Source organism: Polaribacter staleyi, from assembly GCF_038024045.1.
GTDB classification, from domain to species: Bacteria; Bacteroidota; Bacteroidia; order Flavobacteriales; family Flavobacteriaceae; genus Polaribacter; species Polaribacter butkevichii.
Map to the genome: position 1 here is coordinate 1,115,824 of NZ_CP150665.1, position 20,226 is coordinate 1,136,049.

A 20,226-nucleotide genomic window follows, 5' to 3' on the forward strand; every position below is an offset into this window, starting at 1 on the left:
CAATCTTTATACAATGGATAATATTTTAGACAAAGCAAAACAATGGTTAACAGCTACTTTTGATGCTGAAACTCAAACAGAAATTCAAGAATTAATCTCTAATAATCCGGATGCTTTAGCAGACAGGTTTTATAAAGATATGGAATTTGGTACTGGTGGTATGCGTGGAGTTATGGGTGCAGGAACCAACAGAATTAACAAATATACATTGGGTAGAGCTACACAAGGTTTATCTAATTACTTAATAGAAAACGTACAAAAAGAGCAACGTAGTGTTGTTATTGCTTTCGATTGTAGACATAATAGTAAAAAGTTTGCGAAAGTTGTAGCCGATGTTTTATCTGCAAACAATATAAAAGTATATCTTTTTGAAGATTTACGCCCAACACCAGAATTATCTTTTGCTGTACGCCATTTAGGTTGTGATGCTGGTATTGTACTAACAGCTTCTCATAATCCGCCAGAATATAATGGTTACAAAGTATATTGGGCAGATGGTGGACAAATTGTTCCTCCGCATGATGGTGGAATTATTGGAAAAGTAAATGCATTAGATTTCTCTGAAATAAAGTTTGATGCAAACGAAAACTTAATTGAAGTTATTGGTAAAGATGTTGATGATGCTTTTATTGAAGCATCAGTAAAAAACGGTTCTTTATCTGATAACATTGATAGAAAAAATTTAAAAATTGTCTTTACGTCTTTACACGGAACCTCTATTGTTTCTGTACCAGATGCATTGGCTAAAGCAGGGTATACAGATGTACATATTGTTGAAGAACAAAGAGTACCTAATGGAGACTTCCCAACAGTAAAATCTCCAAATCCAGAAGAACCAGAAGCTTTAAAAATGGCTACCGATTTAGCAAACAAAATTGGTGCTGATATTGTTATTGGTACAGACCCAGATTGTGATCGTTTAGGTGTGGCTATTAGAGATACGGATGGAAACATGAAATTAATGAATGGTAACCAAACAATGGTTGTTATGACTGAATTTCTGTTAAAGAAATGGAAAGAAGAAGGTAAAATCAATGGAAAACAATTTGTAGGTTCTACCATAGTTTCTACAGAATTAGTAAACGATGTTGCTACTAGTTATGGTGTAGATACCAAAGTTGGTTTAACAGGTTTTAAATGGATTGCTAAAATGGTAAGAGATTTTCCTGAGCTTGATTTTATTGGAGGTGGAGAAGAAAGTTTTGGTTACATGGTTGGTGGTTTTGTAAGAGATAAAGATGCAGTTACTGCAACTCTTTTAGCTTGTGAAGTTGCTGCCTATGCAAAACAAAATGGTAGTTCTTTTTATGAAGAATTACTGGCAATCTATATTAAAAACAGTTATTACAAAGAGCATTTAATTTCTATTACTAAAAAAGGAATGGATGGTGCTGCAGAAATTCAGCAAATGTTAAGCGACATGCGTAACAATCCTTTAACTGAAATTGATGGAGAAAAAGTAGAATCTCTTTGTGATTATGATGCATCAACAAAAAAGAATTTAATTACAGGTGAAGTAACAAACATCGATTTACCAAAATCGAATGTTTTAATTTATCAAACAGAATCTGGAACAAGAATTGCAGCAAGACCAAGTGGAACAGAGCCAAAAATAAAATTCTACTTTAGTGTAAATACACAACTAGATGAAGTAAAAAATGCAGCCTCTACAGAAGCAGCTTTAGATGCTAAAATTCAACGAATTATTAAAGAGATGAAATTGAATTAATGGGGTATTTTAAAGACATTTTAAAATATGAAAAAAAGTATAGAAGGTTTACAGTTTTAAACCTTCTATTTAACATACTTTACGCTATTTTTAATGTACTGTCCGTTTTAGCTTTTATACCTGTTTTAGGAATTTTATTTAGCACTGATAAAGAAATTGTAAGCAAACCAACTTATGAGGGTCTTACCGGAATTGGAGATTACTTAAAAGAAAGTTTTTACTTTTACATATCAAACAAAATAGAAACTGAAGGCAATATAAAAACACTAGTTTTTATTTGCTTACTATCTGTTTCTTTATTCTTTTTTAAAAATTTATTTAGGTATTTAGCTTCTTATGTAATTACCTTTTTAAGAACAGGAATTGTAAAAGATTTACGAGATAAATTATATGAAAAAATTGTAGAATTGCCTATCTCCTATTTTTCAGAAAAAAGAAAAGGAGACATTATTGCGCGTATGACTTCTGATGTACAAGAAGTAGAAAACTCCATTTTAACATCTATAGAAACCATTGTTAGAGAGCCGTTAACTGTAATTATTGCAATTTCTATTATGCTTTTTATGAGTGTAAAATTAACACTCTTTGTTTTTGTTTTATTACCAGTATCAGGATTTATAATTTCATCCATCAGTAAAAAATTAAAAGCAAAATCTGCTAAAGCTCAGAAAGAAAATGGTAATTTTTTATCATTTATAGAAGAAACCTTAACTGGTTTAAGAATTATTAAAGGCTTTAATGCAGAAGGCGTAATCGCTAAAAAGTTTAACAACTCTACACTTCATTTTAAACAATTAATGACCAGTGTAATTCACAGGCAAACATTGGCTTCTCCAATGAGTGAATTTTTAGGTTCGGCAACCATTATTGCCATCCTTTGGTACGGAGGAACAGAAGTTTTAGCTAAAACAAGTTCGTTGCAACCTGATGAATTTTTAGGTTATATTGTGTTATTTTACACGGTTTTAAACCCTATAAAATTAATTACTTCTACCTTTTATAATATTCAAAAAGGAGAGGCATCTGCAGAAAGAATTATGACGGTTTTAAATACAGAAAATAGTATTAAAGACAAACCTAACGCTATTGTAAAAGAAGACTTTACTAATCAAATACAATTTAAAAATATCTCTTTTAAATATAAAGATGATTATGTTTTAAAAGACTTCTCTTTAACCATTAATAAAGGAGAAACCGTTGCTTTGGTTGGTCAATCTGGTAGTGGAAAATCTACCTTAGCAAATTTAATTACTCGTTTTTACGATGTAAATAATGGTGATGTTCTTATTGATAATCAAAATATAAAAGATGTTACCAAAAAATCTTTAAGAGATTTAATGGGTATTGTTTCTCAAGACTCTATTTTGTTTAATGATACCATTGCCAACAACATCAATTTAGGTACTAAAAATGCAAGTGATGAAGCTATTTTAGAAGCCGCAACAATTGCAAATGCAGATGAGTTTATTCAGAATTTACCAGAAAAATACAATACAAATATTGGTGATAGTGGAAACACACTTTCAGGCGGACAAAAACAACGTTTGTCTATTGCAAGAGCTGTTTTAAAAAACCCACCAATAATGATTCTGGATGAAGCTACCTCTGCTCTAGACACCGAGTCTGAACAATTGGTACAAGTTGCTTTAGAAAAAATGATGCAAAACAGAACGTCTTTAGTTATTGCACACAGGTTATCTACCATTCAAAAAGCAGATAAAATTGTGGTCATGAAAAAAGGAAAAATTGTAGAACAAGGTAAACATGAAGAATTACTTGCAAAAAAAGGTGAGTATTTTAAGTTAGTAACTATGCAATCTTTAAGTTAAACAGAATGAGTCTTTTTAATTTTTTTAAAAGAAGTAAAGTACTTTATTACATTCAAAATGGTTTTTTAGATGTATTACCAAGAAGTTTATTCCATAAAAAATTAAATAATTGGATTAACAACCAAAACAATTATTCTAAAAAAGAAACTCAAGAAAGAGTATCCTATTATATAAACCCTAACCTTCCTAAAGAAAATATTAAAGGGACTTTATTAAAGAACCTTAAAAAAAAAGGACATAAAAGCATGTATTATTATGACTTTATGAAATATGGAAGATATTTTAATCAAAACTTAGCTATTAATTATACTTTTGGCGATGTAGATACAGACGTAGAAAGCATCAGTTTTGTAAAAAGTAGACCTATTAATCACAATGGTAATTCGGTACTTTTACCTTTAGATTCTCTAAGACATTTTCATTTTATAAAAGATTCTAAATCATTTTCTGAAAAGAAAAATGAAGCTGTTTGGAGAGGCGTAATTCATAAAGAAAATAGAAGACTTTTAGTTGATAATTTTCACGACCACCCAAAAATGAATATTGGTACAACACATCAAAAAAACAGTAAACCGAACTGGATTAAAGATTATTTAACCTTAGAAAACCAGCTAGCATATAAGTTTATCATTTCTATTGAAGGAATAGATGTTGCCACTAATTTAAAATGGATAATGTCTTCTAATTCACTTTGTTTTATGCCAAAACCAAAATTTGAAACTTGGTATATGGAAGGCAAATTAACACCAAATTTTCATTATGTATTAATAGAAGATGATTATTCTGATTTAGAAGCAAAAATGGATTATTATTCTAAAAATATTGATGAAGCTGAAAAAATAATTGTGAATGCTAAAAATTGGACACAAAAATTTAAAGATAAAAAGCTAGAAAAATTACTTTCATTAAAAGTAATGAACAACTATTTTAAAAGCACAAATCAAATAAATTAAAACAACCTTAGTTTTTAAGCTAACACTAAGCCTAATTCCTTTCCTTTTTCAATCATAAAATCATAAGAGGCTTGCTTTTCATTAGGTATTACACCTTCTAAAATAGCCTCTTTTATAGCCTCTTTTATTTGCCCAATTTCTCTACAAGGTTTTAAATTAAAAGCTTCCATAATTTCTTCTCCAGTAACTGGTGGCTGAAAATTACGTACCTGATCTCTTTCTTCTACCTCTTTTATTTTATTTCTTACTAATTCGAAATTTTGATGATAACGCTTAAATTTCTTTGGATTCTTAGTGGTTATATCCGCTTCACACAGGGTCATTAAAGAATTAATATCATCACCTGCATCAAAAACCAAACGCCTAACGGCAGAGTCTGTAACTTCTGTAGCCAAAACAATAGGTCTAGAACTTAACATCACCATTTTTTGAACAAATTTCATTTTGTTATTCAATGGCATTTTTAATCTTTTGAATAATTTATACACCATTTTAGAGCCCACAAATTCATGTGCATGAAATGTCCACCCAACTTTTTTACTAAATTTTTTAGTTGGCGCTTTTCCTATATCATGTAATAAAGCAGCCCAACGCAACCAAACATCCTCTGTATTTTTAGCAATATTATCTACAACTTCTAATGTATGATAAAAATTATCTTTATGTTTTTGTCCTTCTACCTCTTCTACTCCTTTTAAAGCAATCAATTCCGGTAGAATTTGCTTTAAAAGCCCTGTTCTTTCTAATAATAAAAACCCTATAGAAGGTTTTGCTGATGACAAAATCTTATTCAATTCATCTACAATTCTTTCACGAGTAATAATCTTTAATCGATACGCATTTCTAGAAATTGCTTCCAAAGACTCTGTATCAATATTAAAATTTAACTGCGTAGTAAAACGAATAGCACGCATCATTCTTAAAGGATCATCAGAATAGGTAATATCAGGATTTAAAGGCGTTTTAATCACCTTATTTTTCAGGTCTTCAATTCCATTAAAAGGATCTAACAATTCTCCAAAATTAGCTTCGTTTAAACTCAATGCTAATGCATTTATCGTTAAATCTCTTCTATTTTGATCGTCTTGTAAGGTTCCTTCGGTTACATCCGGATTTCTACTATCTTCAGAATACGATTCTTTTCTAGCACCAACAAACTCTATTTCTATGTCGTTGTATCGTAGCATTGCTGTTCCGTACGTTTTAAAAACCTGTACTTTAGGTTTGTTTGGCAAAAGTTTAGCTACTTTTTGAGCCAACTCAATACCACTACCAACTGCTACGACATCTATATCTTTAGAATTCCCTCTTTTTAAGAAAAAATCACGAACAAACCCTCCAATTACATAACTATCTATTTCTAGTTGACTGGATGCTTTTGATATAACACTAAATATTTCTGATGAAATTGCTTCTTTAAACAACTGTTTCTGCATGAACTAAGGTCTTAAAACTTAAATCTAATTACCAATTTTTAAAAACCAGCAAAACATTATAGATTCTCTTTATTTTTGTGCAAATTTACTATATAATCTGAGCCTCCCAAAATTGGTTAGACAATTTCTTTAAATGAATCTATATAGAATAAATATTATTCTGATACATTAAAACATTATAACACTTTAATCAGAAATTCTAATAGCTGTATTAGCTAGGTCAAATATTTTCTTTATTTGTGTTTGCTGTTCATAGTTTATTTGAATGTGCTTACGGCCATTTTCTCCAAATAGAGTTGATAATCCAGGGTTATCACAAAATTCCATAATATATTTTGCCATTGCTACTTCATCTTTCTCGGAAACCAAAAATCCAGTTTCACCATGTATTACAACATCTTTTATTCCTCCATGAAATGTACTAATAATAGGTAAACCACTTGCACTTGCTTCCATAATACTAACTGGCGTTCCTTCCATATCTCCGTTAGAAGCTGTAACTGAATGTTGAACAAAAGCTAAAGAAGATTTCATTAATTCAGCAACTTCATTTTGTTGTAAAATACCTGTAAAAACTATTGATTTTTCAATTCCAAGTTCTTTTACCAGAGCTTCACAGTCATTGTAAAGTCCATCTTTTTTACCCACCATCGTCAACTTAACATCAGGGTATTTTTGTAAAACACTATAAAAAGCTCGAATAGTTATTAATGGTCCTTTTTTTTCTGTAAATCTTCCCACAGCAATAAAGTTCCTTTCTTTAATTTTATTAAATTCGGGCATAAACTTTAATGTATTAACACCACATGGAACAACAACAATTTTTTCTTTTCTTGCACCTAAAGTTATTAAATCACTTTGCATTTCTTTAGAAACAACAACAATAGAACTCGCATAATTAAACAATTTTTGATATTTGCTTTTATACTCTTTTAGTAATTTTTTATCAGTAGCATCATGACCATGAAAAATAACTATCAAAGGAATTTTTAATTCTCTACATACAGGAACCATATGTGCCGCTGAAATTCCATAATTAGATAAAACTACATTTATATTATTTTCTTTTAAATATTTTTTTACTCCATAATTACTGAAAAAATTATTTCTCCCTACAAATACTTTAACAAACTTATGTAAAACCCAAAAAAACTTTGGACTGAGTAAAGTACCATCCTCTTTTCTTTCTGGAAAACGACCACTATGAATAGTGTAAACATTTTTAGTAAGTTTAAAAAAAACTTTTATTTGATCTCTTATAAAAGTTTCTGAATAACCATGTTTTAAAGTTCTAGTGATACAAATTCTCATATAAAAAATTTAATGTAATATAATCCAACTTTTAAAAATAAATTATTATCTAAATGAAATTCAAAACTCATTTCATTTAGATTTAATTTTCAAAAATAAGATTAATTCATTTAATACTACTATTTTTGTTTTTTAATATATTACCATTATCTATGAAACAAACAATTTCTATAATTATAAGCACATACAACTCAGAAGAATGGTTAGAAAAAGTTCTTTGGGGTTATAATGTTCAAACACTTAATAATTTTGAAATTATTATTGCAGATGATGGTTCTACAGATAAAACTAAGAACTTAATTACCAAAATACAAACTGAAGTAAACTATCCAATAACGCATGTTTGGCATAAAGATGATGGGTTTCAAAAATCTCAAATTTTAAACAAGGCTATTTTAGCGTGCAAAGCGCCTTACATAATAATGTCTGATGGAGATTGTATTCCTAGAAAAGACTTTGTTGAAGTTCATGACACTTATAAAGAAAAAGGATATTTTTTATCTGGAGGATATTTTATGTTACCGATGAATATTTCTGAATTAATATCAAAAAAAGATATTGAAGATAATCGCTGTTTTTCTATTGATTGGTTAAGTAAAAATGGATTAACCAAATCCTTTAAAAACAACAAACTAAAACATACTGGATTAAAAGCAAAGTTTTTAAACTTTGTTACACCTACAAAACCAACTTGGAATGGTCATAATGCTTCTGGTTGGAAAAAGGATATTGTTGCAATAAATGGTTTTGATGAACGCATGCAATATGGTGGACAAGACAGAGAGTTAGGTGAACGCTTGGTTAATTTGGGTATAAAATCTAAGCAAATTAGATATAGTGCTATAGTTATCCATTTAGATCATCCTCGTGGTTATGCAAATGAAAAAAGTTGGAAAATAAATAATGATATTAGAAAAAATACTAGAAGTACCAAAGTTAGTACTACAAAGTTTGGTATTGTAAAGGGATAAAAACCAATTTAGTGCAACTCTTATTTAATTTTCTTCTGAAGCAATCTTAAACTTACAAATTTAATAAAGATTCCATAAGCCTGAATTGCTGCAATAACAAAGCCCCTAAAACCATCCAAAAAACCTAATTTAAAAACATAATGAGTTAAAAATCTTGTTTTGGGTTTTACAATAATTTTAAATAATGAAGATTTTTTCCCTTTTGCAAAAAGTTCTTTTGCTTGTAATTCTTTATAATTTTGAACTTTAGTTAAATGATGACTAAAACTTTTATATGAATAATGTTTAATAGGTTCTTCTATTACTCCTATTTTTCCATCTGCTATAATCTTTTCATGGACTAAGCTTCCATTATACTTACAGTAGTTTTTATTAAATAAACGAATCACCTTGTTGTTGCTATAACCACCAAATTTAATTTGTTTATTCATAAAGTAGAAATCTCTACTAAATGAGAAACCTACAAAATCTTTAGGGTTTTTTACATTTTTAAGAATTTCTTTTTCAAGATTTTCTGTAACACGTTCATCTGCATCTAAAATGTAAATCCAAGAATGTTTTGCTTGAGATATTGCAAAGTTTTTTTGAGAAGAAAAATCATCAAACTTTCGCTTGATGATTTTTACATGTAACTTTTCAGCTATTTCTATCGTTTTATCTTTACTATAAGAATCTATGACTATAATTTCATCTGCAAAACCTACGGATTTTATTGCTTCTTCTATATGAATTTCTTCATTTAGGGTAGGTATAATTGCAGTAATCTTTGTCATAGTTTTTTTAATTCTTAAACAGCAACGTCATACTCTCTTAAAGCATCATTTAAAGAAGTCTTTTTATTGGTACTTTCTTTTCTTTTTCCTATAATTAATGCACAAGGTACATTGAATTCTCCTGCTGGAAATTTCTTTGTATAACTTCCTGGTATCACCACAGATCTTGCAGGTACAACACCCTTAGTTTCTACAGGTACATCACCAGTAACATCAATAATTTTTGTACTCATAGTAAGTACCACATTTGCACCTAAAACAGCTTCTTTTTCTACTCTAACACCTTCTACAACAATACATCTAGACCCAACAAAAACGCCATCTTCTATAATTACAGGAGCTGCTTGTAATGGTTCTAAAACACCACCAATACCTACTCCACCAGAAAGGTGAACATTTTTACCAATTTGCGCACAAGAACCAACAGTAGCCCAAGTATCAACCATGGTACCTTCATCTACATATGCCCCAATATTAACGTAACTTGGCATTAAAATAGTACCTGGTGAAAGGTAAGATCCTTTACGAGCAGATGCTCCAGGAACTACACGAACTCCTTGAGCTGCATAATCTGTTTTTAAAGGCATTTTATCGTGATATTCAAAAATACCTGCTTCTAAAGTTTCCATTTTCTGAATAGGGAAATATAAAACTACTGCTTTCTTTACCCATTCATTTACTTGCCAACCATCTGTTGTAGGTTCTGCAACTCTTAATGTTCCTTTATCTAATAAATCAACAACTTTTCTAATTGTGTTAATTGTATTTTCTTCTTTTAACAACTCGCGATTATCCCAAGCTGCTTCTATGATTTTTCTAATTTCTTTCATCCTAATAAGTATATTTGTGCAAATATAAATCTATCCACAAAAACGCGAACGAATATACGTTTTTTAAACAGATTATTTGATGTTGTTTAAAATACAATTGACAATTTATTGAAATTTAATAGGTAACTAATTGATAATATTTCAATTAAACGATGGTTATTAGATTATAACTTTTATTTTTGCAAAAAACATTTAATTTGGGTAGAATTCTCGCCATCGATTTTGGTAAAAAAAGAACAGGTATTGCAGTAACAGATGAACTTCAAATTATTGCCTCTGGTTTAACAACTGTAAATACAGATGATTTAATTCCTTTTCTAAAAGAATATATTTCTAAAAATAAAGTAGAGCTGTTTGTGGTAGGTAAACCAAAACAGATGAATAATACGGATAGCGAAAGTGAAACTTTGATACTTCCTTTTCTACAGAAGCTTGAAAAGCAAATCCCCAAAATTCCTCTTTTAAGAATTGACGAACGTTTTACATCTAAAATGGCTTTTCAAACAATGATTGATGGAGGGCTAAATAAAAAACAACGTAGAAATAAAGCTTTGGTTGATGAAATTAGTGCAACCATTATTTTACAATCTTATTTATACAACAAAAATTAATAGGCGTAACTGTTTACGCTAACCTATATATTAAAAAAATAAGTTTATTATTTAACGAATAAAGAATATTAGCACTAAAAACAGTTTAGTTTACATTGTTTTTTATTAAAAATAACAAATTGTGAATTTGTAGTAAAAAAATGCCACTCATTTTTAAAATTCGCAATTCAAAATTCGTAATTCGTAATTCTAAATTGTATTTTTGCCAATCTTAAAAAAAAAGAAATGATTTTACCAATAGTAGCTTACGGAGATCCGGTTTTACGTAAAGTAGGAACTGAAATTGATGCTGATTACCCGAACTTAGAAACCTTAATTTCTAACATGAAGGAAACGATGTACAATGCATCTGGTGTTGGTTTAGCTGCACCACAAATAGGAAAAGCAATTCGTTTGTTTGTTATTGATGCCTCACCTTTTGCTGATGACGAAGAATTGTCTGAAAAAGATAGAGAAGCATTAAAAAACTTTAATAGAGTTTTTATAAATGCTAAAATTATTAAAGAAGAAGGAGACGAATGGGCTTTTAACGAAGGTTGTTTAAGTATTCCGGATGTTAGAGAAGACGTTTTTCGTCAACCAGAAATTACCATCGAGTATCAAGATGAAGATTTTAAAACGCATACAGAAACTTTAGATGGTTTAGCTGCTAGAGTTTTTCAGCATGAATATGATCATATCGATGGAATTTTATTTACAGACAAACTTTCTACTCTTAAAAAAAGATTGATTAAAAAGAAATTAGAAAAAATTTCTAAAGGAAAAGTTCATGCAGATTACAGAATGCGTTTTCCAAATGCTAAAAAAGGTAAATAATATACAAATAATGTATGTTAAAGCACAATAGAGAACAAGTAATATTTAGATTAAAACAACCTCTCAAATAAGCTTAAACAGACAAAAAAAACATAAAAACACATATGGAATTTAACAAAATTATTGCCGTAACAGGTAAACCAGGATTATTTCAAGTAATATCTCAATCTAAAAATGCTGTAATTGCAGAATCTTTAGTAGAAAAAAAGCGTGTAGCTATTAATGCTGCTCAAAATGTAAGTTTGTTAGAAAATATTGCAATTTACACGTATGAAGAAGATGTTCCTTTATTAAACATTTTTACTTCTATGTTTGAAAAAACAGCAGGAAAAGAAGCGATGTCTCATAAAGAAAGTAGCAATAAATTAACTGCTTTTTTCTCTGAAGTATTACCTGGTTATGATGAAGAAAGAGTGTATGCTTCTAATATTAAAAAAGTAATTCAATGGTTTAATATTTTAGTAAAAGCGGGTATGGAGTTTCCTAAAGTAGAAGAAGTAACTGCTGAAGAAAGTGGAAAGGAGTAAGCAGTATTCAGTATTCAGTATTCAGTATTCAGTATTCAGTATTCAAAACTAAAAAAATATAACGACTGTCATTTCGAAATGAGCTTTTTTAAGCGATTGAGAAATCTCATAGACTTATTAGGTTTACTATAAAATTAATACAACGTTCAGTTTAGAAACTAAAAAACATGAATAGCAGAAAAGAACAATTAGCGGCTTTTAACAGATTGTTAGATATTATGGACGACCTTCGAGAGAAATGTCCGTGGGATAAAAAACAAACCTTAGAAAGTTTACGTCATCTTACCATAGAAGAAACGTACGAATTGGCAGATGCTATTCTAGACAATGATTTACAAGAAATAAAAAAAGAATTAGGCGATGTGCTTTTGCACATCGTCTTTTATGCTAAAATTGGAAGCGAACAAAAAGCTTTTGATATTGCTGATGTTGCCAATGCCATTTCTGATAAGTTAATACACAGACATCCTCATATTTATGGCGATGTTGTTGCTGATACCGAAGAAGAAGTAAAACGAAATTGGGAACAATTAAAATTAAAAGAAGGAAACAAATCTGTCTTAGAAGGTGTTCCTAAAAGTTTACCTGCCGTTGTAAAAGCAAGTAGAATTCAAGAAAAAGTAAAAGGTGTTGGTTTCGATTGGGAACACCCAGAACAAGTTTGGGAAAAAGTACAAGAGGAATTAACAGAATTAAACGAAGAAGTAAAAGCAGGAAATAAAGAAGAAACTGAAAAAGAATTTGGTGATGTCTTATTTTCTATGATCAATTACGCTCGTTTTATTGGTGTAAACCCAGAAAATGCTTTAGAAAAAACGAATAAGAAATTTATTAATCGTTTTCAATTTCTAGAACAAGAAGCCAAAAAAGAAGGCAAAGAACTTGCGGATATGTCCTTAACTGAAATGGACGTGTATTGGGAAAAGTCGAAAGAATTTTTTAAATAAAAAAACTAAAACTTTTTTATTCAGAAGAATACATATTCTTAAACTTTGGCTAAAGCCAATATTTATCTCATTAATTTAGCACTAAAGCCAGTGCCTATTTATAACAAAACAATATCTTTTCTTTTATATTATTCAATTGCCTATGGATTTATCCATAGGATAAATAGATTTTATTACAACAAGGCTTTAGCCAAATCTTACGATTTCTTCGGATAAAATTGCGACTCTAAAAAGCCTAATCCGTATCCTAAAAACTGCGTTAAAGAAGTAAACATACTTAAAAAAGCTACTTGTACATTCTTATTCTGAAATAACGAATCTAAGAAAATTAGCAAGAAATAAAATCCGTAAAAATAGAGTAATTGATTATAGCCAAAGACAGCTAAAATGATACTCACATCAATCCCTATAATAAACAAAGAAGGAAACCAATAGGTTGGTTTTGCTGTTTCTGGATATTTTTTATTCAAAATAGGTCTTGCAGTTCCGAAACCAAAAGTTTGTTTAAAAAATTGCTGAATAGAGCTTCTTCTTTTATGATAAACAAATGCTTTTTCTATCAATTGCGTTTCAAAACCATTTTCCCAAAGTCGGAATGTTAAATCGATATCTTCTCCGTTTTTCATTTTAGAAAAACCTTGTGTTTTGTTAAAAGCTTTTTGCGAAAGTCCTAAATTAAAACTTCTTGGTTGAAATTTACCTACAGCTTGTTTTTTACCACGAATTCCGCCGGTTGTTAACACCGAAGTCATAGAGTAATTAATGGCTTTTTGTAATGCTGTAAAACTTTTATGTGCCGCGTCTGGTCCTCCAAAAGCATCTGTAAAATTGATTTCTAATGCTTTATTTACTTCGTATAGATATTGACTTGGAACAATAACATCAGAGTCTAAAATGGTATAATAATCTCCTGTAGCTTGCTGCATTCCGAAATTACGGCTTGCTCCTGCTCCACTGTTTTCTTTAAAGAAGTATTTTAAATCTAATTGATTTTTATATTTCTCTACAATAACATCACTTTTTTCTGAAGAGCCGTCTTCTATAATTAAAACTTCAAAATCGTTAGAGAAATCTTGTTGTGTTAGACTTTCTAATAATTCGTCTATTTCTGTAGGACGATTGTAAACGGGTATGATGATGGAGTATTTCAATTATCGGTTATCAGTTATCAGTTATCAGTTATCAGTTATCAGTTATCAGTTATCAGTTATCAGTTATCAGTTATCAAAGTTAAAAAATTAGGCTGTTACTTGCTCTCATCTTTAAAAAAGTTAGCAAACAAGTTTAGCCCTGATTGAAGTGGCATCCTTTTTATCTCCTTTAAAAAAGCATCATTACGAGGAACGAAGTAATCTCTTTCCGATTTAGGGATTGCCACAGTTTACAAAAAAGAAAACTTCGTAATGACAGCAATAAAAAGATATAACGGAAAGCAGGAAATAGCTTCTTATAAAACTATTCGAACTTATCCATAACAGCATCACTTACGCCCATGTTAGAAAATCCTCCATCGTGAAACAGATTTTGCAACGTAACCTTCTTGGTTAAATCTGAAAACAAAGAAATGGTATAATCTGCACAATCGGCCGCAGAAGCATTGCCTAACGGACTCATTTTTTCTGAAAAATTGATAAATCCGTCGAAACCTTTTACGCCGTTTCCGGCTGTTGTTGGTGTTGGAGATTGAGAAATGGTGTTGACACGCACTTTAAAATCTCTACCAAAATAATACCCAAAACTACGTGCAATAGACTCTAAATAGGCTTTATTATCTGCCATGTCATTGTAATCTGGAAACACTCTTTGCGCCGCCATATAGGTTAAGGCTACGATAGACCCCCACTCTTTCATGGCTTTTTTATAATACAAAACATTGAGTACTTTATGAAAAGAAACGGCTGAAACATTCCAACCTTTTGTGGTATAATCGTAATTTGGATCTGTATACGGTTTGTTTTTTCTAACATTTACAGACATACCGATGGAATGCAAAACGAAATCTATTTTACCCCCAAGAATCTCCATAGATTTTTCTACCAAATTCTCTAAATCCTCAACAGAAGTAGCATCTGCAGGAATAATTTGAGAGCCTGTTTTCTTTGCCAAAACATCTAATTGGCCCATTCTTATAGAAGCCGGCGCATTGGTTAATACAAATTCCGCTCCTTCTTCATGTGCTCTTTGCGCCGTTTTCCAAGCGATAGAGTTTTCGTTTAAAGCGCCAAAAATGATTCCTTTTTTTCCTTTTAGTAAGTTGTACATGTTGCTAAATATTTTTTATAAGATGTCTCAATTGCTAGAAAGCTCATTTCGAAATGACCATCTCACTTTATAAGTTTTATATAAACTAATTCAATAATTCTTTTGCGTGGGTTAATGCAGAGTCGGAAATATCTTTACCACTTAACATTTCTGCAATTTCTACAATACGTTCTTCTGTAGTTAATTGCTTTAAGTTGGTAGTGGTAACTCCGTTAATTTCTTTTTTATACACTTTGTAGTGATTTGCTCCTTTTGCGGCAATTTGTGGTAAGTGCGTAATGGCAATTACCTGCATATTATTACTCATTTGCTGCATAATGGCAGCTATTTTGTTAGAAACCTCTCCTGAAACTCCCGTATCAATTTCATCAAAAATAATGGTTGGTAATTGTGTGTTTTCTGACAATACTTTTTTAACAGATAACATAATTCTAGACAATTCTCCACCAGAAGCCACTTTCTTTAATTCACCAAAATGTCCGCCTTTATTTGCAGAAAAAAGGAATTCTAATTCGTCTTTACCGTTTGAAAAATAATTTTTAGTTGCTTTTATCTTTATTGAAAAACGAGCGTTTTCCATTCCTAAATCGGTTAACAAAACTTGCAATTCTTTTGTTAATTTAGGTATTGCACTTGTTCTTGCTTTAGAAATTAAACCTGCAACCTTATCTAATTTTTCAGAAACATCATCTATTTCTTTTTGTTTTAAATTGATCACTTCATCTGCAGATTCTACATCACCTACTTCTTCAGAAATTTTTTCGAAAACTTGTAGTAATTCTTCATTTGAACTAACAGCATGTTTTTTCTGTAAATTATATAACAATTGTAATCTGTCATTAATTTCTTCTGCTTCATTAGGATTGAAATCTACATTTTCATTGGCATCTTCTAATTCAGAAACAATATCATCAATTTCTATTTTTACAGAAGTAATTCTTTCTGATAAGGTTTGATATTCTTTAGAAAACGTAGAAATTTTAGTCAGTCTATTGTCTAAGGTATTTAGTAAATTCTGAATTCCGATTTCTTCGTTTATCGTAAGCTCTAATGCTTCCGATAAATTATCTTTTATGTCTTCTATATTATTTAATTTCTCTAGCTTTTCTTCTAAAATCTCTTGCTCATCAACTTTAATTTTAGCTTCTTCTAATTCCTTAAAAAGATGTAAATTATAGTCGTATTTCTGATTTGCAATGGACTGTTTTTCTTCTAATTTGTTAAGTTGTTTTTTTAATTTGTTAAGTTGTAAAAAACCTCTTTGGTAAGAAGCAATTCTTGCTTGATTTTTTGCCAATGCATCTAAAATAGTAAACTGAAAACTGTTGTCTGACAATTGCATTGTTTGATGCTGAGAATGTACATCTATCAATTTAGATCTTAATTGATTTAAAACCGATAATGTAACAGGCGTATCATTTACAAAAGCTCTTGATTTACCAGATGGTAAAATTTCTCTTCTAATAATGGTTTCAGACTCGTAATCTAAATCTACTTCTTTAAAAAAATCTTCTAAATGATAACTAGAAAGCGCAACTTTTGCTTCTACAATACATTTGGTAGATGTATCTTTTAACGAAGATAAATCTGCTCTGTTACCAAGCACCAAACCTAAGGCTCCTAAAAGTATAGATTTACCTGCCCCAGTTTCACCTGTAATAATAGATAAACCAGAAGAAAAATCAATAGATAATTGATTGATTAAAGCGTAGTTATTAATGGAAAGTTGTGTTAACAAATTTTCTGAATTTTAGAAGATAAAATTAAGGAAAATTGTATCAAGATTAAACAATAATTATAAGGAATGTTTTTACTTAATATTTTTCCACTTAGCGTTGTTGTTCGGAGATAATTTTCTAACTATTTCGGTTAATCGATCTTGATTTCTTGTTACAGCATCATCAGAATACATGTTTACAATTTCATCTGCTTTTGCATCAAAAAATACACGTATTAAATAGTTACCAACGGTTTTGTTATAAATACTTTCTAAGGAGATTACAGCTTCTTCCATATTTTGTTTAGCAATACCATTATTTAAAGAAAACTCATCCAACCCTCTTCTATGATAATTATAAACTGCAGTTCTGTACGCAGTAAGTTTTGGTGATAAAAAACTATCAATCAATAAAAATCGATTTTGTTTTCCTACCACATTTTGCCAAGGACTTAAACCACTTTGTTGTGCTTGCAACATTACATTTTCTGCTTCTTTAAAATAAGGTTCTCCACCATTTCTTTTAAAAGTATCTGCATCTGCCCCTAAAATAATATTTGCATAAAAAACAATGGTAGAAATTAAATTACTATCGTACGAATTTTGATTATAAATTAATGGATCAAATTCATTGTACGTAAAGTTAAATTGGTTGTCTTTTAAATTTAATATTGGAGATGCATACGTAGAGCCAAAAACAGGTCTTGTAGATTGTACCTGTAAGGTTCCTTTAAAGTTATTAGCATCTCTAGAACTAATAATAATTGTAAATGCACAATCTATTCTTTCTTCTGGTTTTACCTCGTTATTTGTCCATTTAGTTTGATTGATAAACTCAGACAACGATTTTTCTAGTGTTTTAAAAACCTGGGTATTTGAACCTTGTACTTGATTATAATTTACAGTAACCAAGCAATTCAATTCTTGAGCCTTTAGCACAGAAACTGAAAATATTAACAGAAAAAAGAATATAAGTTTACGCATCTATTTAATTTTTTACTGTCCGGTCGAGCGCAGTCGAGACCTTCTTTTAAACCTCTCGACTGCGCTCGAGGAGACCAAAAATATTAAGATATTTTACGTATAACTTCGTTGATAATATCTTTAGCTACTTCTACTTTCGATTTTAATTCGAACGTTTTTTCATTCAAATCTTTATCAATAATAGTAATTTTATTTGTGTCTGTTGCAAAACCAGCACCTTTATCTTGTAAAGAATTTAAAACAATGGCATCTAAATTTTTACGTTTCAGCTTTTCTTTTGCATTTGCCAACTCATTATTGGTTTCTAAAGCAAAACCAACTAAAAATTGATTCTTTTTAATTTCACCTAATGAAGCTAAAATGTCTTTTGTAGGTGCCAACTCAATTTCTAACGCAGATGTTGTCTTTTTTATTTTCTGAGTGGCAATATTTTTTGGTTTATAATCTGCTACAGCCGCAGAAAGTATGGCAATATCCACTTCCTTAAAATAGGTATGTGCCGCTTTGTACATATCCTCTGCAGAAACAACATCTATGCGATGTACTAAAGAATGTTGTATTTGCTGATGACTTGGACCTGAAATTAAATAAACCTCAGCCCCTAAATTAGCCGCTGCTTTTGCAATTGCAAATCCCATTTTACCCGAAGAATGGTTCCCAATAAAACGAACAGGATCTATGGCTTCATACGTTGGACCAGCAGTAAGTAATAGTTTTTTACCTTTTAAAGGCAATTTAGATAAAACATCATTTTCTATAAATGATACAATATCTTCTGGCTCTGCCATTCTACCTTCTCCAACCAATCCACTTGCTAACTCACCAGATGTTACAGGAATCATTGTATTACCAAAACTTTGTAATTTTTGTAAACTCTCTTTGGTAGCCGGATGAATATACATATCTAAATCCATTGCGGGTGCAAAGTATACCGGACATTTAGAAGACAAATAAACTGCCAACAATAAATTATCGCACGTACCATTTGCCATTTTAGACATGGTATTTGCAGTTGCTGGTGCAATGACCATATAATCTGCCCAAAGACCTAAATCTACATGATTATTCCACAACTCGTTTTCTTCATCTTCTTTATTGTAAAAAGTAGAATAAACAGGGTTTTTAGAAAGTGTAGAAAGTGTAAGAGGTGTTATAAAATCTTTAGACGCAGGAGTCATAACTACTTTGACCTCTGCGCCTAATTTTATAAATAAACGAACTAAACCAGCCGTTTTGTATGCAGCAATTCCAGCAGTAATTCCTAATAGAACTTTTTTACCACTTAAAACGGACATTATTCTGCTTCTGGAGTTCTAAAATATACTTTTCCTTTTAACCACTCTTCAACAGCCATTGCGGTTGGTTTTGGTAATCTTTCGTAAAATTTAGAAACTTCTATTTGTTCTTTATTTTCAAAAACCTCTTCTAAACTATCGTTATAAGTAGCAAACTCTTCTAATTTATCAACCAATTCTTTCTTTAAATCTCCGTTAATTTGATTTGCTCTTTTAGCAATAATAGAAATAGCCTCATAAATATTTTGCGTAGGAGCTTCTATTTCAACCTTATTGTAAGTAATTGTACTTAAAGGTGCCTTTGTATCTTTATAATCCATAATTCGTTATTATTTCTTTTTTGATTTTTGAATATTAACTTTAACTTGTTTTGCAATTATAGCGTCTATTCTTTCTTGTTCTTGATGTAAGGTTGCCAACATTTTATCTGAATCTTCCATGTATTGAGATTCTGGATAATTTCTTTTTAGCTTTTCATAAGCTTCTATAGCATCTTTTATACGTTCTGGCTTTCTTCTGTCATAACTTTTTAACACAAAATCATGAGCTGCTTTTAACCTGTAGTACAATGCTTCTTCTTTAAATTCAGAACCTAAATAGTCTGACAATAAATTATCGAATGCTTGTATGGCTGCTTTGTAGTTTCTTAAATCGTACTCTGCAGTTCTATAATATGTTTTAGCAATTTCGAAATATTTTTTCTGAAGCTTATATCTTAGTTCTTTATAATGCTGATTTGCTTCGTCTATCTTGTCTGAATCTGGATAGGTATTAATAAAACTCTGAAAAGCCTCTAATGCCTTATTAGTGTCTGTTGGGTCTAAACTAAATTTAGGTGACGCCAACTTATAACTATAAGCAGATAAAAAAGAAGCTTCTTCTTTTTTAGAACTTTTAGGGTAATTTTTTGCAAATCGATCAAAATAATAACCAGAAATACTATAGTTTTTCTCGTTAAAATTAGATTGCGCTACCATAAACTGGATACGCTCCATTTGTGGTTTTCCTCTATATGTTGGTGTTATTTTCTCAAACAAACGTAAAGCTTTACCGTACTTTTTACCTTCGTACATTTTTACAGCCATTTTATATTGCTCTTCAGATGTACCTTTGTTTAATACTTTTTGATATTCTCCACAAGAAATTAATACAAGTGAGAACATCAATAAACACGCTAAATTTTTAATTTTTTGCATCGTGCAAAATTAGTGATTAAATATGGATTAATAAAACGT

At 30.2% G+C, this 20,226-nt stretch carries 19 protein-coding genes; 8 read left to right on the forward strand and 11 right to left on the reverse strand.

What is annotated here, in order from left to right:
- Window positions 1-13 precede the first annotated feature (13 nt).
- The 3 genes from WHD07_RS04795 to WHD07_RS04805 are packed head-to-tail and all read left to right on the forward strand — an operon-like array spanning window position 14 to window position 4,511.
- The gene (locus WHD07_RS04795) at window positions 14-1,729 is read left to right on the forward strand and encodes a phospho-sugar mutase (RefSeq protein WP_343330277.1); all 1,716 of its coding nucleotides are present in this window, start codon (window positions 14-16) and stop codon (window positions 1,727-1,729) included.
- A complete protein-coding gene (locus WHD07_RS04800; protein WP_343330278.1) occupies window positions 1,729-3,558 on the forward strand; it encodes an ABC transporter ATP-binding protein in 1,830 nt (609 codons plus the stop codon). The genes WHD07_RS04795 and WHD07_RS04800 overlap by 1 nt, the downstream gene beginning before the upstream one ends.
- Window positions 3,559-3,563: 5 nt before the next feature.
- Window positions 3,564-4,511 (forward strand): glycosyl transferase family 90, encoded by a 948-nt coding sequence (locus WHD07_RS04805; protein WP_343330279.1) that lies wholly within the window; start codon window positions 3,564-3,566, stop codon window positions 4,509-4,511.
- A gap of 14 nt (window positions 4,512-4,525) precedes the next feature.
- Here WHD07_RS04805 and WHD07_RS04810 read toward each other — a convergent pair whose 3' ends face one another.
- A complete protein-coding gene (locus WHD07_RS04810; RefSeq protein ID WP_343330280.1) occupies window positions 4,526-5,947 on the reverse strand; it encodes a CCA tRNA nucleotidyltransferase in 1,422 nt (473 codons plus the stop codon).
- A gap of 186 nt (window positions 5,948-6,133) precedes the next feature.
- Window positions 6,134-7,258 carry a glycosyltransferase family 4 protein gene (locus WHD07_RS04815; protein ID WP_343330281.1) on the reverse strand — a complete coding sequence of 375 codons (1,125 nt, stop codon included), beginning with the start codon at window positions 7,256-7,258 and terminating at the stop codon, window positions 6,134-6,136.
- 152 nt (window positions 7,259-7,410) lie between these two features.
- On the opposite strand from WHD07_RS04815, the gene WHD07_RS04820 reads away from it, so the two are divergent.
- Window positions 7,411-8,229 (forward strand): glycosyltransferase family 2 protein, encoded by an 819-nt coding sequence (locus tag WHD07_RS04820; protein WP_343330282.1) that lies wholly within the window; start codon window positions 7,411-7,413, stop codon window positions 8,227-8,229.
- A gap of 20 nt (window positions 8,230-8,249) precedes the next feature.
- Here WHD07_RS04820 and WHD07_RS04825 read toward each other — a convergent pair whose 3' ends face one another.
- On the reverse strand, window positions 8,250-9,002 hold the full coding sequence (locus WHD07_RS04825) for a glycosyltransferase family 2 protein (RefSeq protein ID WP_343330283.1): 753 nt from the start codon (window positions 9,000-9,002) through the stop codon (window positions 8,250-8,252).
- A gap of 14 nt (window positions 9,003-9,016) precedes the next feature.
- Complete coding sequence (locus tag WHD07_RS04830; RefSeq protein ID WP_343330284.1) at window positions 9,017-9,832, reverse strand: 2,3,4,5-tetrahydropyridine-2,6-dicarboxylate N-succinyltransferase; 816 nt, start codon at window positions 9,830-9,832, stop codon at window positions 9,017-9,019.
- A gap of 197 nt (window positions 9,833-10,029) precedes the next feature.
- On the opposite strand from WHD07_RS04830, the gene ruvX reads away from it, so the two are divergent.
- From ruvX to mazG, 4 genes are all read left to right on the forward strand, one after another.
- Complete coding sequence (gene ruvX, locus WHD07_RS04835; protein ID WP_343330285.1) at window positions 10,030-10,443, forward strand: Holliday junction resolvase RuvX; 414 nt, start codon at window positions 10,030-10,032, stop codon at window positions 10,441-10,443.
- Between the two features lie 225 nt (window positions 10,444-10,668).
- Window positions 10,669-11,259 carry a peptide deformylase gene (def, locus tag WHD07_RS04840; protein WP_105049195.1) on the forward strand — a complete coding sequence of 197 codons (591 nt, stop codon included), beginning with the start codon at window positions 10,669-10,671 and terminating at the stop codon, window positions 11,257-11,259.
- 104 nt (window positions 11,260-11,363) lie between these two features.
- A complete protein-coding gene (locus WHD07_RS04845) occupies window positions 11,364-11,786 on the forward strand; it encodes a DUF5606 domain-containing protein (protein ID WP_343330286.1) in 423 nt (140 codons plus the stop codon).
- Window positions 11,787-11,953: 167 nt separating this feature from the next.
- Window positions 11,954-12,733, forward strand: a complete 780-nt coding sequence (gene mazG / locus WHD07_RS04850) for a nucleoside triphosphate pyrophosphohydrolase (RefSeq protein WP_343330287.1) — start codon at window positions 11,954-11,956, stop codon at window positions 12,731-12,733.
- A 197-nt stretch (window positions 12,734-12,930) separates the two neighbouring features.
- On the opposite strand, the gene WHD07_RS04855 is transcribed toward mazG, so the two are convergent.
- The 7 genes from WHD07_RS04855 to WHD07_RS04885 all read right to left on the reverse strand — a co-directional run bounded on the left by WHD07_RS04855 (window position 12,931) and on the right by WHD07_RS04885 (window position 20,187).
- Window positions 12,931-13,884: a glycosyltransferase gene (locus tag WHD07_RS04855; protein WP_343330288.1), complete on the reverse strand. Its 954-nt coding sequence runs from the start codon at window positions 13,882-13,884 to the stop codon at window positions 12,931-12,933.
- A 304-nt stretch (window positions 13,885-14,188) separates the two neighbouring features.
- Window positions 14,189-14,995, reverse strand: coding sequence for an enoyl-ACP reductase FabI (locus WHD07_RS04860; protein ID WP_343330289.1), 807 nt, complete (start codon window positions 14,993-14,995; stop codon window positions 14,189-14,191).
- An 85-nt stretch (window positions 14,996-15,080) separates the two neighbouring features.
- Complete coding sequence (gene recN / locus WHD07_RS04865) at window positions 15,081-16,733, reverse strand: DNA repair protein RecN (protein ID WP_343330290.1); 1,653 nt, start codon at window positions 16,731-16,733, stop codon at window positions 15,081-15,083.
- Window positions 16,734-16,805: 72 nt separating this feature from the next.
- Window positions 16,806-17,696 (reverse strand): DUF4835 family protein, encoded by an 891-nt coding sequence (locus tag WHD07_RS04870; RefSeq protein WP_343330291.1) that lies wholly within the window; start codon window positions 17,694-17,696, stop codon window positions 16,806-16,808.
- Between the two features lie 83 nt (window positions 17,697-17,779).
- Window positions 17,780-18,991 (reverse strand): bifunctional phosphopantothenoylcysteine decarboxylase/phosphopantothenate--cysteine ligase CoaBC, encoded by a 1,212-nt coding sequence (gene coaBC / locus WHD07_RS04875; protein WP_343330292.1) that lies wholly within the window; start codon window positions 18,989-18,991, stop codon window positions 17,780-17,782.
- Window positions 18,991-19,311, reverse strand: a complete 321-nt coding sequence (locus tag WHD07_RS04880; RefSeq protein WP_105049203.1) for a DNA-directed RNA polymerase subunit omega — start codon at window positions 19,309-19,311, stop codon at window positions 18,991-18,993. The genes coaBC and WHD07_RS04880 overlap by 1 nt, the downstream gene beginning before the upstream one ends.
- 9 nt (window positions 19,312-19,320) lie before the next feature.
- Window positions 19,321-20,187 carry an outer membrane protein assembly factor BamD gene (locus tag WHD07_RS04885; protein ID WP_105049204.1) on the reverse strand — a complete coding sequence of 289 codons (867 nt, stop codon included), beginning with the start codon at window positions 20,185-20,187 and terminating at the stop codon, window positions 19,321-19,323.
- Between the last annotated feature and the right edge of the window lie 39 nt (window positions 20,188-20,226).